Raw genomic sequence first — 15,019 nt, forward strand, 5'->3', positions numbered from 1 at the left:
CGAGCATCGATGCGATCGATTGTTGTGGCCCGACTCCGCGACGGCCAGCCACAAAACCTTGCAATGCCTGTAGGTAAATTGCCGACATGAACTCGCCACCCCTTCGCGCCACACATCAGCGGGCAGCGCGCATCCTCTCGCTCTCCACCAGACCGGCCGATAGGTCGCCCTGCACAAGTACGGGCGAGGTCGCCGTCTGCATGTGCTTCGGTCACCGGAAAGGGCTGGAGATGATGCGCGAGTGCGCTGCATCGATTTGTCAACAACTCCGGTGCCGGTGCGATTCAGTGCCTCCACTTGATCTGGGGCAGTTCTGATCAGCCAGGATCCTGTTCTCCAGCTCCAGGGCCTTCAGTCGTTTGAACTCAACCACTTCAAGCTGGCCGAAATGCTTGCGCCAGGCGTAGATCGTGGGCTCGCTGACCTGGTGCTTCTTGACCGCTAGCTCGCCAGATAGCCGCCCTCCAAAGGATGTAGGCACCGGTCCCGAACGTTTAGCGCCCGGGAGACAGCCTGCGACGCAGATCGTCGGCGGGCGTCAGTAGGACAACGTCATCTCGTCGATCACGTTGCGCACACCCGGTGTTCCCCAGGCCGAGTTGGTCGCGGTGGCGCGCTCGTCCCAGCTGTGGACCCAGCCCGACAGCGTGACATCGCTGCCATCGACCGCAACCGAGATCTTCTTGGCATCCGCAATCGATGTTCGCTTCAGCGCGGCTTCGATGTCCGACTTGACGGCAGTGGCCGTTACCGACGGCTTGATGCTGATCTGGTCGCTGACGCCCGTCACGCCCATCAGGAAGCGCACGCTGTCGGTCGCGGCTTGCCGCTGGTACTGCCAGTCGACGGCGCCGGTCAGCGTGACCCAGCCGCTCTCAACCATCACCTTGATGGCGCCGGCGGGCAGCGACGACGTCCACTCAAGCACGTTCTCGGCCGCTTCCGCGATGTCGGCGTCCGTGCGCTTGCTCAAGCTGGTGAGATGTACCTTCAGCTCGGTGGTCAAGGCCTTGACGCCGGTCACACGCAGGGCGGCGCGCTCGGCATTCCACTTTTCGGAATAGCTGTCGACCTGGCCGGCCAGCGTGACGACCCCATTCTTCGCCGCGACGCCGATTCGCGCGGCGTAAACCGAGGGTTCCCATTTGAGTTCTGCACTGACGTCCTGTTGCAGTTGGCTGTCGGTCTTCATGGTGGCTATTCCTGGCTGTCTGTGGGGAACGCCAGCTTGGCTTGCTGCGCGCAACGGGTCTGTGCGTCTGCGCACGCCCAACAGACCTGTTTGGGCGCGTGAACTCGCAGGTCAGCAGATGCCGGGGGTGTTGATGGCAGGCGATGACCTGCCTGTTCCGGGTATGGCTGCGGCCCGGGCGCCGGACACTGTTTTTGCCATGCCCCAGCCCAACGCCATCCCCACACCACCCAGCCAGCCCGCATGGGACATCACCGTCACGCTACTGACGCGTGCCCTGCGACCGCAAGTCGAGTCCTGTGCGTTCTATCTGGCTCGCCGCTTCCAGGCCATCGGCCTGGGTAGTGACGTGCAGGTCCAGCAAACGCCGCGCGGGCTGTCGACCTTCCTGGCCCTGGTGGGTCAACGGGGCTTGATCTGCATCGTCGACATGACGTTGGTCGATGGCATGGCGGTGGGCCAGGGGCCCTGCGCCTCGCTGGACATCCGCCTGCTCGACGCCTGTGGCGATGTGGCGGCGGAGGGTCTGGCCAGCGGCGTGCTCGGCCACGGCTGTCACGAGACTTCGGTCGCTGAGGTGCTCAGCCCGGAAAACTTGGATCATGCAGCGACTGCGGTCTATGTGGCGACACTGGCGCAGTTCGATCTGTTGCGGCAGGCGGCCCGGCATACCTGAATATGCAGCACAGCGTCGCCAGGCACTTGACCACTCGCGGGCCCCCTCTGGCCGCCGAGCCGACTCACTAGTCGCAAAAGTCGTTGCGGAGAATCCCGCGGTGCGGTGCTCTGGCAGGTGTTGAACGCTGAAGCTCAAGGTGCGATCTGCCCCAGGCGAGGTCATGGTGCTGCTGGCGCCGGCGGAGATCCGCGGCAGCGATGATCTTTCACGGAGATCTTCTCCATGCATTTGCAAGCGGCGGTGCTGCCCCAAGAGCGTTGAACTGGCTCATCCCTCACGAACTGAGTGGAACTCGCTGCTTGCAACCTGCGTCAGGCTGTTCACTGCTAGGGCAAGCGCCCAGCATGGCGGGCCAACTCGGCACGAAAGTCCGGATGTGTGATCGCGATCAACTCAGCCGCCCGTTGCCCGGCGGACTTGCCACGCAACCGGGCCACGCCGTACTCGGTGACGACGTAGTCGATGTCGTTCTTGCTCGTCGTGACGTGCGTGCCCGGCGACAGCACCGGCACGATGCGGGAGAGGGTGTCGCCTTTGGCCGTGGCGGGCAGGACGATGATGGCTTTGCCACCGCGCGACCGATTCGCAGCGCGCACGAAATCGGACTGCCCACCCGTGCCCGAGTAGGGCGCGGGGCCGAGGCTTTCGGATCCGCATTGCCCGAGCAGGTCGATCTGCAAGGTGGCGTTGATGGCGACGAGGTTGTCGTTCATCCCGGCCAGCGCCGGGTCGTTGGTGAAGTCGACTGGGTGCATCTCCAGCGCAGGGTTGCGGTCCATGAAGCGGTACAGCTTGTTGGAACCCAGCGCGAAGGTGGCCACCATCTTGCCTGGCAGGTAGTTCTTGCGCCGGTTCGTGACCGCGCCGCATTCCACGAGGGTCAGGATGCCATCGCCGATCATTTCGGTGTGGATGCCGAGGTCGCGCTTGCGGGTCAGCTGCATTACCACGGCGTCCGGAATGCCGCCGTAGCCGATCTGCAGCGTCGAGCCGTCGTCGATCAGCTCGGCAACATACTTGCCGATGGCTTCTTGCACCGGGCCTATCTTGGGCAACCCGACCTCGAACACTGGAGCATCGCTTTCGGTGAGTGCGGTCACCTGCGAGATGTGCACCCGGCAATTGCCGTAGGCAAAGGGCACGTTCGGGTTGACCTCGAGCACCACGGCGCGAGCCTTGGCGATGGCGGCCATCGTGTAGTCGGCCGCCAGGCTGATGGCGAAGTAGCCCTGCTCGTCCATCGGCGACGCCATCGAGAACACGACGTCGGCCGGGATCAGCCCGCGCTCAATCTGGCTGGGCAGCTCTGAGAAGCAGTTGGGGATGAAGTCGATCCAGCCCGCCTGACCGCCTGCGCGCGTGGCGCCGCCGTAGAAGAAGGCCACGTGGCGGACGTGCTCCACCGTTGCAGGGTCGATGTAGTCGTACTTGCGCACCGCCAGGATCTGCGCGACCTTCACGCCGAGCAGGTCGCGTCGCTTGTCCGACAGCGCCGTCAGAAGGCTCGGCGGCTCGCCCACCCCTGTGGGCACGATGATGAAATCGCCATCGCGCACCACCCCGATGGCGTCGGAGGCCGGCATTCGCTTGCTTCGGTACACGGCTTGGGTCGACATGGGGTCTCCGGGGTTGTCGCGCACAACAAGTTTGCGTTCGATGTATTGCTCAGATGGCACTGAACTCACCGTGCGCCGACGCACAGATGATCGGCTTGCTTGCTTGCTTGCTTGCGCAGACGCTTGACGGTATTGGCGCCACCGCACCGTCTGGGCTGAGCTCACCAGGGCACTCGCATGAAGATCATCTTGGCCGCCGACGACCCGCGCGTGCGGCCCATATGTTCCGCGCCACGGTTATTCAGGAGTATTACCTCGATGAGGCGAACAAGGTGATCGAGCCGGTCAGGACGTTCCTGGACCGGCACCCGATTCGTTATCGATGCGAGCGGGTTGTCGGCTCAGCAACAGCAGAAGTCGTTGGTTCCCGTCAGCGCGAGAAGGCCCAAATGATCCTGATGGGGACCCACGGGCGAGGCCTGCTCGTCCGGGTCGTGATGGGCAGCGTGGCGCAGCACATAGCGGCAGATTGCGATGTGCCGGTATTGCTGGTCAAGTGATGTGCCAGTGTGCCCGGGTGTAGGAGTCGTGCCGTTGAGACCTGAGACGGCTGGCAGTCGCGCCGATGTGCGCCGCCGAACAGACCGCTAGCCGCAGACAGGCCAGGCTGCTCGACATCAAATCAATCCGAGTTCAGGCATGCAGACGGACGCTCAATTGCACAAGGATGTCGCCGCCGTGGCGGACATGGCGTTCGCTCACGGAGCGGTTGCCGCGCCCAAGGACGGGGCTGACGTGGTTCTGCGCGACGGTACTCATGTTTTCGTGCGTTCTATCCATGCCGACGACGTCGAGCTCGAGCGGCGATTCATCGAGGGGCTCTCTCCAAGCTCTCGTCGCTTCCGATTTCTCGAAACCATGCGTTCGCCGAGCGATGCCCTGCTGAAGCAGATGACGGTCATCAACCCTTCCACCGATGCCGCCTATGTGGCACTTGTCGAAGAAGGAGGCGATGGTCAGCAACGCGCGGTTGGCGTGGCCCGCTTCAGCGCGCGCGCCGATGGGCACGACTGCGAGTTTGCCGTCACCGTCAGCGACGACTGGCAGAACAAGGGGCTGGGCAGCCTGCTGATGGCGCGTCTGATTGAGGTGGCACGGGCCAGAGGCATTGATGAGATGCATTCGAGCGACGCAGCAGACAACACCCGCATGCGTCAGTTTGCCGACTACCTGCACTTCCGGCACAAGACCGACCCCGATGATGCAACCTTGGTGCTGTATAGCGTGGACCTGAAGGCGAGTGCCGTGTCGAGCGAAGCGAAGGTCAGGCCGGCAACGATGGCAACATGAAGTCTATGCAAGCGGTAGCAGCGCGTAGCTTGTCCGAGCCTTGGGACCCTAGCCAGGCGCCTCACGCCGCTGGGTAGCTGATTGCGCGTGTCGGGTTTGGGCACAGACCTCGCTGTGCGAGGGCGATCAGGGCACAAAAAAGGGCTTGCGGCACGAGGCAGCAAGCCCAATGCCATCGGGTCAGTGGGACCCATGACAACTGCGGGGTGCGTGTGAATGCCAGCTCAGGCGGCCGTGGCCAGCTCCTGGTGTCTCAGCTGCAGCGAGCTGAGGCTGTCGTTCCGGCTGGCCATCGCCGCGTCGTGGTGAAGCCGTCGCGCGTTGGATAGCTCAAGCACCCGTGTCAGCTCGGGATGTGTAGCGATGCGGTGGCGCGCTTCGATGATGGCCGGTGCGAACTCGGGGCTGACCCGCATCTTGTGTGAGAGGTAGGCGTCGTGGCGTTCTGGGAGGACGGTCCACCAGGCCACGATGCTGTCGGGATCGCTGAGGTTCAGAAGCATGGCTGCGCTCCTTTGGTGTCGTGGCTGGCGAGGTGGGCCCGCTGTTTGACGGTGCGGAGGCTGTCGGTGCGTGCCGGCTCGTAAGGCTGGGTCGGTGCGCACCGGCGTCGGATCTCCTGGTCCGCCGCGGCGATGGGGCAGGCCCCGGGCGCGATGGCCAGCCAACGGCTGCCTGCGAGTTTGGCCTCGTCGTGAGAGTCGCAGTGGTCGCTCATGCCGAAGTGGGCCGTGAACACGTCCAGCCACTGGCTGGGGGTGTAGGCGTAGTGAGCCGCGGCGAGAACGTCGATGCTGGCAACACTCAACCGTTCGATGTCTTCAATCAAGGATTGGCGCGGTGGCTCTGCCTGGAGGGCAGCATCGACGGCTTGGTATGTGGCGATCGTCCAGTGCGTGATGGCCGGTGGATAGATGCCTTGCCAGTACGCCTGCAGCCCGCCGGCGTCCTCGAATGCGGCCTTGGCAGCCAGCACGCGGCAGGCGCCACCCAGCCGGCTGTCCAGCGCTGCGCGGGCCGCTTTCATGGCCTTCTCTGGCATGGCATCCCCATACGGGTTGATGGGGAAGTAGGCAACGTAGAAGCGGGCGTACATGTAGGGTCCCTATGCGAATGGCTGAGCCACCAGGCGTGGGGACGGATGTCGCCTGGTTGGCCGCGCACCGGATCGGCGGCGGCCGCGAAAAGCTGTTCATATATACAGCACCTCACCTGGCGCCTCCTGTCGAGGCGTTTAAAGCCTTCTGCTGACAAAGCCTGCGAGCGAGTCGGGACACATTGCGTCCCGAACGGGCGCTCTCGGTTCGCGCCTGGCGCTCGTCTGCGCAATACGCGGACTTGCTGCGCAGCCCTTCCGATCCCATCTCGTCGGCGCCTGGCGGCGCTGAAGTGCACCGCTGCGCGGTGAGGGTGCGCCGCTGGCTGCCGCGCAGTCCTGCGGCGCGCAGTCCTGCGGCGCGCGGCTGGCGTTGCTGCGGTTGGCGAGGGTAAACCCGTCCGTCTTGCTCCCGGTTGCGGGTCGGTGGTGGCCTGCTTCCTGGGCCGTCCCTTTCTCGACGGGTAGCGCAGTGCGCACCGAACGCAACGGTGCAGCTGCGCTCCTGGTCCGCCGAGACGGCTCCAGGAAGCGGGTTTTCCCACCACCAACGCAGAAAGGCGTGAACCATGAGCAAGACCGACACCCTCACCACCCGCAACGGCGGCAGCCTCGGGGCGGACGTTCCCTCCTCACCTCCCGAGACTCACCAGGAAGCAGACATTGCGCTGCGCGCGGGGTCAGATGAAGCAAACCTCCGACGCGAGAAGTTCCTCGAACACCACACCGCACGAGGGGCATGTTCCTGGCGCCGCTGTGTCTGACGGCTGCCGACTGTACTCACACTTCGGGCAATGGATGATCACGAGGCTCGCCCTAGTTTTTAGGGAATGTATCTCCGCCTTCTAGTTCTCAAACCCCTCGCTCTCGTGTTCGCGTAGGCTGTACGGATGGCCGGCATGGCAACGCGCGAAACCGACAGCCGCCGCCAAAACCTATGACCCTCTCTGAGGCCGTCAGGTTCGTGCGTCAGTTGGTGGGAAGCTGGGTTGAGTACGACCGGCCACGCCCGAAGCCGACGCAGTAACTTTTGCAGGAACTCATCGTCCAGCCTGCATAAATTCCAATGTTCATGCGGGTTGGCGGTTAGTTTTTGGGTGACCCCGGCCCATCTCAAACGAAAGCCCGATCTAAAACAGATTGGGCTTTTTCTTTTTTCGCCGGGAAATTTGTTCCCGCGTGTGAGATTCAGTTGAATCCCTGTCCACGAATCAATCCGACGGCGAGGCCTTCGATGGCGAAGCCGTCGCTGTTTTCGGTGACGAGAATCGGCTGGAATTCGGAATTCTCCGGCAGCAACTGAATGCCTTCGGGGCCACGCTTGAATCGCTTCACGGTCACTTCGTCACCCACGCGTGCGACGACGATCTGGCCGTTGCGTGCGTCCTTGGCTGATTGCACGGCCAGCAGGTCGCCGTCGAGGATGCCGATGTCCCGCATGCTCATGCCCTTGACGCGCAACAGGTAGTCCGGCTTCCTGGCGAACAGGCCGGGTTCGACGGCATAGCTTTGCTCGACATGCTCCTGCGCCAGGATGGGCGCACCGGCGGCGACGCGGCCGACCAGTGGCAGCGTCAGCTGGGCGAGGCTGGGAATGGGCAGGCTGAACTGGCGGGCGCGGTTGACGGCGCCCAGCACATCGGATTTCAGCCGGATGCCGCGCGAGGTGCCGCCGACGAGTTCCAGCATGCCTTTGCGCGCCAGCGCCTGCAGATGTTCCTCGGCAGCGTTGGCCGATTTGAAACCGAGTTCGGCGGCAATTTCGGCGCGGGTCGGTGGCGCGCCGGTGCTTTCGATCGCGTGGCGGACCAGCTCGAAAATCTGCTGCTGGCGGGCGGTAAGCTTGGGTCGGTCTTGCACGGGCGGCCTTTGTCGAGTGCGTATCGGTGGCTGGCGATTTGTCCAGCACCTGTATTTTCATCCAGGAAACCAGCAAATTGCAAACTGCAGCCGATCTGATCGTCATTCTGGGTACCGGCGGCACCATTGCCGGCACGGCCAAAACCGCCAGCGACGGTGTCGGCTACACGGCCGCGCAGCTGCGCGTCGAGGACCTGCTGGCCGCGGTGCCGGCGCTGGCCGGGCGTTCGTTGGAAGCGCTCCAGGTTGCTCAACTCGACAGCAAGGACATGGATTTCTCGACCTGGCAGCGGCTGGCGGCCGCGGTGCACGCGCAGCTGGCGCGGCCCGAGGTGCGCGGCGTGGTCATCACGCACGGCACGGACACGCTGGAGGAAACGGCCTACCTGCTGCACCGCGTGCTGGCGCCGGCCAAGCCGGTGGTGCTGACGGCCGCGATGCGGCCGGCCACCGCGCTGGCGCCCGATGGACCTCAGAACCTGTTCGATGCGGTGCAGGTGGCCGCGGCGCCGGGCGCGGCGGGCGTGGTGGTCGCGTTCGCGGGCCGCGTGCATGACGCGACGCAGGTGCGCAAGACGCACAGCTACCGCGTCGACGCCTTCGAGTCGGCCGACGGCGCACTGGTGGCTCGTGTGGAGGAGGGGGCCGTTCGCCTGCTGGGCCGCTGGCCGGCGGGCGAGGCGCTGGGGCTGGCGCGCATCGAGCGGCCGGCCGATGCGTGGCCGCGCGTGGAGATCGTCATGAACCACGCGGGCGCCGATGGCCGCCTGGTGCAGGCGCTGCAGACCCAAGGCGTCGACGGGTTGGTGGCCGCTGGCACCGGCAACGGCACGCTGAGCCGCGCGCTCGATGCCGCGTTGCGCGACGCCGAGGCGGCGGGCGTGAAGGTCTGGCGCAGCACGCGCTGCGATGCCGGGCCGGTCATGGACCTGCCTGGCCTGTTGCCCAGCGCGGGCGCGCTGAGCCCGGTCAAGGCCAGGATCGAGATGATCCTGGCCTTGCTCGGCGAAACGTCTTAGACGACCGTCAGCGACACGTCGACGTTGCCGCGTGTGGCGTTGGAGTACGGGCAGACCTCGTGGGCGGTCTTCACCAGTTCTTCCAACTGGGCGCGGTCCATGCCGGGGACCGAGATCTTCATGTCGACCTGGATGCCGAAGGCGCCCGGCTTGTTGGCGTGCGGGCCGATGGCGACGTCGCTCGTGATCGAGACCTCGGCGGGCAGGGCGATCTTCTGCTTGCCGGCGACGGCCTTCATCGCGCCGATGAAGCAGGCCGAGTAGCCGGCCGCGAACAGCTGCTCGGGGTTGGTGCCCGGGCCGCCCGCGCCACCCAGTTCCTTCGGGGTGGACAGCGTCACGTCGATGGCGCCGTCCGACGACTTGGCGGTACCGGCGCGGCCGCCGGTGGCAGTGGCGGTGGCGGTGTAGAGGGCTTTTTCGATGGCCATGGTGGGCTCCTTTGGGGTGGTCAGGGTGGTGGAACTGCGGGCGGCGGCGGTCAGTCGGCCGCCGTCGATGCGGCGGCCGAACTCAACTGGCCGCGCAACTGGTGAAGCCGCTGGGTTAGGGCGGTCAGTTCGTCCAGGTCGCAGGCGCTGGCGCAGGCGAGCTGGGCGGGAATGTCGAGGGCCTGCGCGCGCAGTGCGCGGCCGGCCGGGGTCAGCAGGATGTCAACGCGGCGCTCGTCGTCGCGGGCACGCACCCGCTCGATGTGGCCCAGTGCTTCCAGGCGCTTGAGCAGCGGGGTCAGCGTGCCCGAATCGAGGAACAGGCGCTGGCCAAGCTGCGACACACTTAGCCCGTCAGCCTCCCACAGCACCAGCATGACGAGGTACTGCGGATAAGTCAGCCCCAGCGGCGCGAGCAGCGGCTTGTAGATCTTGGTCATGGCCAGCGAACTGCTGTACAGCGCGAAGCACAGCTGCCGGTCCAGCCGGAGCCACTGCTCTCGGGGATCGCTCGCGGTGCTGGAGGACTTGCTGCGTGCCATGGCTGCAAATGTAGTTGGCAATTTAATTGCACACAAGTTAAATGGTCTTTTGCGCGACACGGCAGGCTAGGGCGATCTGAGACGATGCGCCACCCCTACCCACTACAACAACGAGGAGAGAAGCCATGCTGATGGTCGCAACCGTGCTGGCCGCGCTCGTGGCGCTGCTGCACCTGTACTTCCTGGTGCTGGAAATGTTCTTCTGGACGAAGCCCCTGGGCCGCAAGGCCTTCGGGCTGGACAAGGACTTCGCCGAGAAGAGCAAGGCACTGGCCGCCAACCAGGGGCTCTACAACGGCTTCCTGGTGGCGGGCCTTGCCTACGGGCTGATGCTGGGCGGCAGTGGCGCGGGCAAGCCGTGGTTGGTGTTCTTCCTCGGATGCGTCATCGTCGCCGGCGTGTTTGGCGCGGTGACGGTGTCGCGCAAGATCCTGTTCGTGCAGGCCGTCCCGGCACTGCTGGCGCTCGCGGCGCTGATGCTCATTTGAGAGGCGTACGCCGCCGGTCACCGACCGACGGGCATCGCCGACTCGCCGGCCGCGAACGCTACCCGCCTGCAAGGCGGGTGGCGCCTCCAGGCGGCCTGCCGGTGCCGTGCCCGGCTGTCGCAGATCCGGGATGCGCGACGCGGGCGGCTTACTTGCGGCTGAGCTTCATGGTCCGGCCGTCCTTCAACGTTGACTGCAGCGTCTTGCCGTCAACGAACTTGAGGGTCGCGGTCTCGTCAAAGCAGCCCTTCAAGACTTTCGCGCCCTGGATCGCAATGACCATCTCGGTCGCCGTCTGAGACTTCACGGAAACCGGAAGGTCCCGGTTCGCACACTGATCGATGGTGGTGTAGTTCACCTTCTGCTCGTATCGCATGGTGCCGCTGCCCTTCGCAATCGTCAGATCGACCTGAATGTCGCCCGCGCTGGGGCTCGTCGCCGGGCCACTCCACTTCCCATCAAATGTCGACTGCTGTGCAAACGCAGACGACGCGAAGAGCACCAGGAGCGAAGCCAATTTTGCTGAGGTACGCATGTGATCTCTCTTTGGTTGGTAGGAACACATCGCCAGGCTTGAATGCCCGACAACTGAGGACCCAAGCTTTCGACTTGGGCGTCTTCAGCGGAAGCGTCGAATGCGAGTTCGCCACCTACCGCCACCCGTTGGCCGCGACCGGCCGGAATGATGCGGATGTTGCTCTCTCGTTCAGACGCAGGCAAGGCTCACGCTTCCTTCGTCCGCCCGGCGTGTGCCGCCGTCAGGCGCACGGTATCGAAGGTGGCGCGCCTGCCCGGACGGACCCAAGGCCCGGCGCCGGTGTTCGGTGGGAATGGAAAAGCGCCCCGCGGGGCGCTTCCTGGGCTCGCCTCAGGCGCCCATCACCTCGATCTGCTCGCCCAGTTCAAGCCAGCGCATCTCGTCGGCTTCCAGCTGGTCGTGGATGGCCTTCAGCCGCTTGCCCATCTCGGCGATCGCCGACGCGGCCGCGCCCTCGGCGAGTTGAGCCTCGATGCCGGCGCGCTCCTCGGCCAGCGCGTGCATGCGCTTGTCGATGGCCTCCATCTCCTTGCGCAGGGGCCGCGTCTGCTCGGCCACCTTGGCGCGCGCCTGGCCCGAGGCTTTGCGGTCTGCAGGCGTTGCGGGTGCGGGCGCGGCCTTGGCCGCAGCCACTGGAGCGGGCGCCGCCGCCGGCTGCTTCTTGGCCGCCCGTGCGGCTTCCTTGCTCTGGTCGAGCAGCCAGCGCTGGTAGTCGTCCAGGTCGCCGTCGAAGGGCTTGACGACGCCATCGGCCACCAGCCAGAACTCGTCGCAGACCTCGCGCAGCAGCGCGCGGTCGTGGCTGACCAGCATGACCGTGCCTTCGAACTCGTTCAGCGCCATCGACAGCGCCTCGCGGGTGTTCAGGTCCAGGTGGTTGGTCGGCTCGTCCAGCAGCAGCAAATTGGGCCGCTGCCACACCAGCATCGCCAGCACCAGCCGCGCCTTCTCGCCGCCGCTCAGGCTGCCGACTGCCTGGTTGACCATGTCGCCGGTGAAGCGGAACTGGCCGAGGAAGTCGCGCAGCTCCTGCTCGCGGCCGGCCGGGCCGACCTCGCGCGCCAGCCGCACCATGTGCTCCAGCGGGCCTTCGTCCAGGCGCAGCACGTCCAGCTCCTGCTGCGCGAAGTAGCCGATGGACAGGCCCTTGCCCTGCGTCATCTTGCCGGCCAGCGCAGGCTGGGTGCCGGCAATGGTCTTCACGAGCGTGGACTTGCCCTGGCCGTTGGCGCCCAGGATGCCGATACGCTGACCGGCCAGCACGGAGCGGTCGATGTCGCGAACGATGGTGGTGGTGCCGTAGCCGGCCGACATTTCGTCGAACATCAGCATCGGGTTGGGCAGGTTCAGTGGCTCGCGGAACTCGAAGTTGAAGTCGGCCGACGCCAGCACCGGCGCCAGCCGCTCCATGCGCTCCAGCGCCTTCACGCGGCTTTGTGCCTGCTTGGCTTTGCTGGCCTTGGCCTTGAAGCGGTCGATGAACTTCTGCAGGTGGGCCACGCGGTCCTGCTGCTTCGCGAAGGCCGCCTGCTGCAGCACCATGCGCTCGGCGCGCTGGGTCTCGAAGCTGGTGTAGTTGCCGCCGTAGCGCACCAGCTTGCCCTCGTCCAGGTGCAGCGTGACCTTGGTGATCGCGTCGAGGAACTCGCGGTCGTGGCTGATGACGATCAGCGTGCCGTCGTAGCGCTGCAGCCAGGCTTCCAGCCAGACCAGCGCGTCCAGGTCCAGGTGGTTGGTGGGCTCGTCCAGCAGCATCAGCTCGGCCGGGCACATCAGCGCGCGGGCCAGCTGCAGGCGCATGCGCCAGCCGCCGGAAAAGCTGTTGACGGGCGCGTCGAGCTGCTCGGTCTTGAAGCCCAGGCCCATCAGCAGCGCCTGGGCGCGGGAGCGGGCGTCGAAGGCGCCCACGTCGGCCAGCAACGCATGCGCGTCGGCCATGGCATGGCCGTCGTTGGCCGCCTCGGCGGCCTCGAGCGCGGCGCGGGCCTCCATCAGCGGCAGGTCGCCTTCGAGCACGTAGTCGGTGGCGCCGTCCTCGGTTTCGGGCATGTTCTGCGCGACCTCGGAGCGGCGCCAGTGCTTGGGCACCTCGACCTCGCCGCGGTCGTTGCCCAGGCGGTGCGTCAGCAGCGCGAACAGGCTGGATTTGCCGGCGCCGTTGCGGCCGACGAGGCCGATCTTCTCGCCCGGTTGCAGCGTGGCGGACGCGTTGTCCAGCACCACCTTGACGCCGCGGCGCAGCGTGATGTCGCGCAGCGTGATCACAGCAGGTTCTCCTTGGTCACGAGCAGCACCTGATCGGCGCCGGACGAGGTTTCCAGCCAGACGACTTCGAGCGCCGGGAACGCGGCTTCGAAGTGCTCGCGCTCATTGCCGATCTCCAGCACCAGCACGCCTTCGTCGTTCAGCGCGGCGGGCGCGGCGCGCAGCAGCTCGCGGATGAAGTCCATGCCGTCGCTGCCGCCGGCCAGCGCCAACTCGGGCTCGGCGCGGTACTCGGCGGGCAGGGCGGCCATGCTGGCGCTGTTGACGTAGGGTGGGTTGCAGAGGATGAGGTCGTAGGCGCCTTCGGCCCCTGCAAGGCCGTCGCCCTGCAGCAGGCGCACGCGCAGCACCAGGTTGTGGCGCTCGATATTCAGCTTGGCGACGGCAAGCGCGTTCGTGTCGATGTCCAGTGCATCCACCGCCACGTCTGGCCACGCCATCGCCGCCAGCACGGCCAGGCTGCCGTTGCCGGTGCACAGGTCCAGCACGCGGCGGCTGTCCGGGCTCAGCCAGGGGTCGATGCTGGCGTCGGCGATGAGCTCGGCGATGAAGCTGCGCGGCACGATGGCGCGCTCGTCGATGGTGAAGGGCACGCCCTGCAGCCAGGCCTCGCCCGTCAGGTAGGCGGCCGGCTTGCGGCTGGTGATGCGCTCCTCGACCAGCGCTTCGGCGGCGGACTGCTCGGTCTCGGTCAGCTCGCGCTCGGCGTGCTCGTCCAGCGCGTCCAGCGGCAGTTGCAGGCTCCACAGCACCAGCCATGCGGCCTCGTCGAAGGCGTTGGTCGTGCCGTGGCCAAAAAACAAGCCCGCCTGGTCGAGGCGGGCAGCTTGGGTGTCAATGCAGGTGATCAGTTTCAAGGGCCGCGTACGTCCAGGGTGATTTCGGTGAAGCTGGCCTCGTCGCCGGCCTTCTCTTCCTTGCGCGGCGCGCTGCTGAGACGGGCGCCGGGCGCGTCGTTCTGCAGACGCCACAGCAGGTTGGTCGGCGAGTCGGCGAAGGTCAGGCCTTCCTCGCGGGTGATGGTGCCGTCGTTGATGAGCTTGGCGAAATGCTCTTCGTAGGTCTGCGAGCCCTCGGCGATGGATTTCTCCATCGCCTCCTTCACGCCGGCGAAGTCGCCGTTCTCGATCAGCTCGGACACCAGCTTGGTGTTCAGCAGGATCTCGATGACCGGTACGCGGCCGCCGGCAACGGCGCGAACCAGGCGCTGCGACACGATGGCCTTGAGGCCCGCCGCCAGGTCGTTCAGCAGCGCCGGGCGGGATTCCGGCGTGTAGAACGACAGGATGCGGTTGAGCGCGTGGTAGGTGTTGTTGCCATGCAGTGTGGCCAGCACCAGATGGCCCGACAGCGCGTAGCTGATGGCCGCCGTCATCGTGTCGCGGTCGCGGATCTCGCCGATCAGGATGCAGTCCGGCGCCTGTCGCAGCGCGTTCTTCAGCGCGATCTGCAGCGACGCCGTGTCACGGCCGATCTCGCGCTGGTTGACCACCGAGCGCTTGTTGCTGAACAGGTACTCGATCGGGTCCTCGATGGTCAGGATGTGCCCGGTCATCGTCTGGTTGCGCATCTCCAGCATGGACGCGAGCGTGGTGCTCTTGCCCGTGCCGGTGGCGCCCACCATCAGGATGAGGCCGCGCTTCTCCTTGATCATCTGGCCGAGCACCGGCGGCAGGTTCAGGCCTTCCAGCGACGGGATGCTGTGCGGGATGTGCCGGAACACGCCGGCGATGGAGCCCCGCTGGCGAAAGCCCGACAGGCGAAAGCTCCCCACGCCGCTGACCGACACGGCCATGTTCAGCTCGCCGGTGGCGTCCAGCTCGGCCAGGCTGCCGGGATCGATGACCTCGGCGATGAGCTGGCGCGGCTGCGGCGGCGTCAGGAGCTGGTCCGACAACTGCACCGTCTGGCCGTTGATGCGGATCAGCACCGGCATGTTGGCCGACAGGTAGCAGTCCGACGCGCCCTTGTCGGCCATCAGCCGCAGGATGCGCTCCATGTTG

At 66.0% G+C, this 15,019-nt stretch carries 18 protein-coding genes; 6 read left to right on the forward strand and 12 right to left on the reverse strand.

Annotation, left to right across the window (positions count from 1 at the left end; genetic code table 11):
- Window positions 1-259: 259 nt before the first annotated feature.
- Window positions 260-481, reverse strand: coding sequence for a transposase (locus ACO07H_RS12685; RefSeq protein ID WP_422014629.1), 222 nt, complete (start codon window positions 479-481; stop codon window positions 260-262).
- A 57-nt stretch (window positions 482-538) separates the two neighbouring features.
- Window positions 539-1,192 carry a BON domain-containing protein gene (locus ACO07H_RS12690; RefSeq protein WP_422014631.1) on the reverse strand — a complete coding sequence of 218 codons (654 nt, stop codon included), beginning with the start codon at window positions 1,190-1,192 and terminating at the stop codon, window positions 539-541.
- Window positions 1,193-1,391: 199 nt separating this feature from the next.
- On the opposite strand from ACO07H_RS12690, the gene ACO07H_RS12695 reads away from it, so the two are divergent.
- Entirely contained in the window at window positions 1,392-1,868 is a 477-nt protein-coding gene (locus tag ACO07H_RS12695; RefSeq protein ID WP_422014633.1) for a hypothetical protein, read from the forward strand.
- A 329-nt stretch (window positions 1,869-2,197) separates the two neighbouring features.
- Here the strand turns inward: ACO07H_RS12695 and ACO07H_RS12700 are convergent, their stop codons facing one another.
- Entirely contained in the window at window positions 2,198-3,487 is a 1,290-nt protein-coding gene (locus ACO07H_RS12700; protein ID WP_422014635.1) for an acetyl-CoA hydrolase/transferase family protein, read from the reverse strand.
- An 86-nt stretch (window positions 3,488-3,573) separates the two neighbouring features.
- On the opposite strand from ACO07H_RS12700, the gene ACO07H_RS12705 reads away from it, so the two are divergent.
- Complete coding sequence (locus tag ACO07H_RS12705; protein ID WP_422014637.1) at window positions 3,574-3,987, forward strand: universal stress protein; 414 nt, start codon at window positions 3,574-3,576, stop codon at window positions 3,985-3,987.
- Window positions 3,988-4,126: 139 nt separating this feature from the next.
- The gene (locus ACO07H_RS12710; protein WP_422014639.1) at window positions 4,127-4,777 is read left to right on the forward strand and encodes a GNAT family N-acetyltransferase; all 651 of its coding nucleotides are present in this window, start codon (window positions 4,127-4,129) and stop codon (window positions 4,775-4,777) included.
- A 224-nt stretch (window positions 4,778-5,001) separates the two neighbouring features.
- Here ACO07H_RS12710 and ACO07H_RS12715 read toward each other — a convergent pair whose 3' ends face one another.
- Entirely contained in the window at window positions 5,002-5,280 is a 279-nt protein-coding gene (locus tag ACO07H_RS12715) for a hypothetical protein (protein ID WP_422014641.1), read from the reverse strand.
- Entirely contained in the window at window positions 5,271-5,873 is a 603-nt protein-coding gene (locus tag ACO07H_RS12720; RefSeq protein ID WP_422014643.1) for a hypothetical protein, read from the reverse strand. Before ACO07H_RS12720 ends, ACO07H_RS12715 begins: the two co-directional genes overlap by 10 nt.
- 569 nt (window positions 5,874-6,442) lie before the next feature.
- On the opposite strand from ACO07H_RS12720, the gene ACO07H_RS12725 reads away from it, so the two are divergent.
- On the forward strand, window positions 6,443-6,637 hold the full coding sequence (locus tag ACO07H_RS12725) for a hypothetical protein (protein ID WP_422014645.1): 195 nt from the start codon (window positions 6,443-6,445) through the stop codon (window positions 6,635-6,637).
- 424 nt (window positions 6,638-7,061) lie between these two features.
- Here the strand turns inward: ACO07H_RS12725 and lexA are convergent, their stop codons facing one another.
- On the reverse strand, window positions 7,062-7,733 hold the full coding sequence (lexA, locus tag ACO07H_RS12730; RefSeq protein WP_422014647.1) for a transcriptional repressor LexA: 672 nt from the start codon (window positions 7,731-7,733) through the stop codon (window positions 7,062-7,064).
- Window positions 7,734-7,810: 77 nt separating this feature from the next.
- Here lexA and ACO07H_RS12735 point away from each other — a divergent pair, with 77 nt between their 5' ends.
- Window positions 7,811-8,752 carry an asparaginase gene (locus ACO07H_RS12735; RefSeq protein ID WP_422014649.1) on the forward strand — a complete coding sequence of 314 codons (942 nt, stop codon included), beginning with the start codon at window positions 7,811-7,813 and terminating at the stop codon, window positions 8,750-8,752.
- Here ACO07H_RS12735 and ACO07H_RS12740 read toward each other — a convergent pair.
- Window positions 8,749-9,183 (reverse strand): organic hydroperoxide resistance protein, encoded by a 435-nt coding sequence (locus tag ACO07H_RS12740; protein ID WP_422014651.1) that lies wholly within the window; start codon window positions 9,181-9,183, stop codon window positions 8,749-8,751. The two genes, ACO07H_RS12735 and ACO07H_RS12740, sit on opposite strands and share 4 nt — an antisense overlap.
- A gap of 50 nt (window positions 9,184-9,233) precedes the next feature.
- Entirely contained in the window at window positions 9,234-9,725 is a 492-nt protein-coding gene (locus ACO07H_RS12745; RefSeq protein WP_422014653.1) for a MarR family winged helix-turn-helix transcriptional regulator, read from the reverse strand.
- Window positions 9,726-9,850: 125 nt separating this feature from the next.
- Here ACO07H_RS12745 and ACO07H_RS12750 point away from each other — a divergent pair, with 125 nt between their 5' ends.
- Window positions 9,851-10,213 (forward strand): DUF1304 domain-containing protein, encoded by a 363-nt coding sequence (locus tag ACO07H_RS12750; RefSeq protein ID WP_422014655.1) that lies wholly within the window; start codon window positions 9,851-9,853, stop codon window positions 10,211-10,213.
- A 148-nt stretch (window positions 10,214-10,361) separates the two neighbouring features.
- Here the strand turns inward: ACO07H_RS12750 and ACO07H_RS12755 are convergent, their stop codons facing one another.
- The 4 genes from ACO07H_RS12755 to ACO07H_RS12770 form a co-directional block, all read right to left on the reverse strand.
- Window positions 10,362-10,748, reverse strand: a complete 387-nt coding sequence (locus ACO07H_RS12755; RefSeq protein ID WP_422014657.1) for a hypothetical protein — start codon at window positions 10,746-10,748, stop codon at window positions 10,362-10,364.
- A 333-nt stretch (window positions 10,749-11,081) separates the two neighbouring features.
- Entirely contained in the window at window positions 11,082-13,016 is a 1,935-nt protein-coding gene (locus ACO07H_RS12760; protein WP_422014659.1) for an ATP-binding cassette domain-containing protein, read from the reverse strand.
- Complete coding sequence (prmB, locus tag ACO07H_RS12765) at window positions 13,013-13,873, reverse strand: 50S ribosomal protein L3 N(5)-glutamine methyltransferase (protein WP_422014661.1); 861 nt, start codon at window positions 13,871-13,873, stop codon at window positions 13,013-13,015. Before prmB ends, ACO07H_RS12760 begins: the two co-directional genes overlap by 4 nt.
- Window positions 13,870-15,015 carry a PilT/PilU family type 4a pilus ATPase gene (locus ACO07H_RS12770; protein WP_422014663.1) on the reverse strand — a complete coding sequence of 382 codons (1,146 nt, stop codon included), beginning with the start codon at window positions 15,013-15,015 and terminating at the stop codon, window positions 13,870-13,872. Before ACO07H_RS12770 ends, prmB begins: the two co-directional genes overlap by 4 nt.
- Window positions 15,016-15,019: the final 4 nt, after the last annotated feature.

The sequence above is a fragment of the Roseateles sp. genome (assembly GCF_965229315.1).
GTDB lineage: Bacteria > Pseudomonadota > Gammaproteobacteria > Burkholderiales > Burkholderiaceae_C > Pelomonas.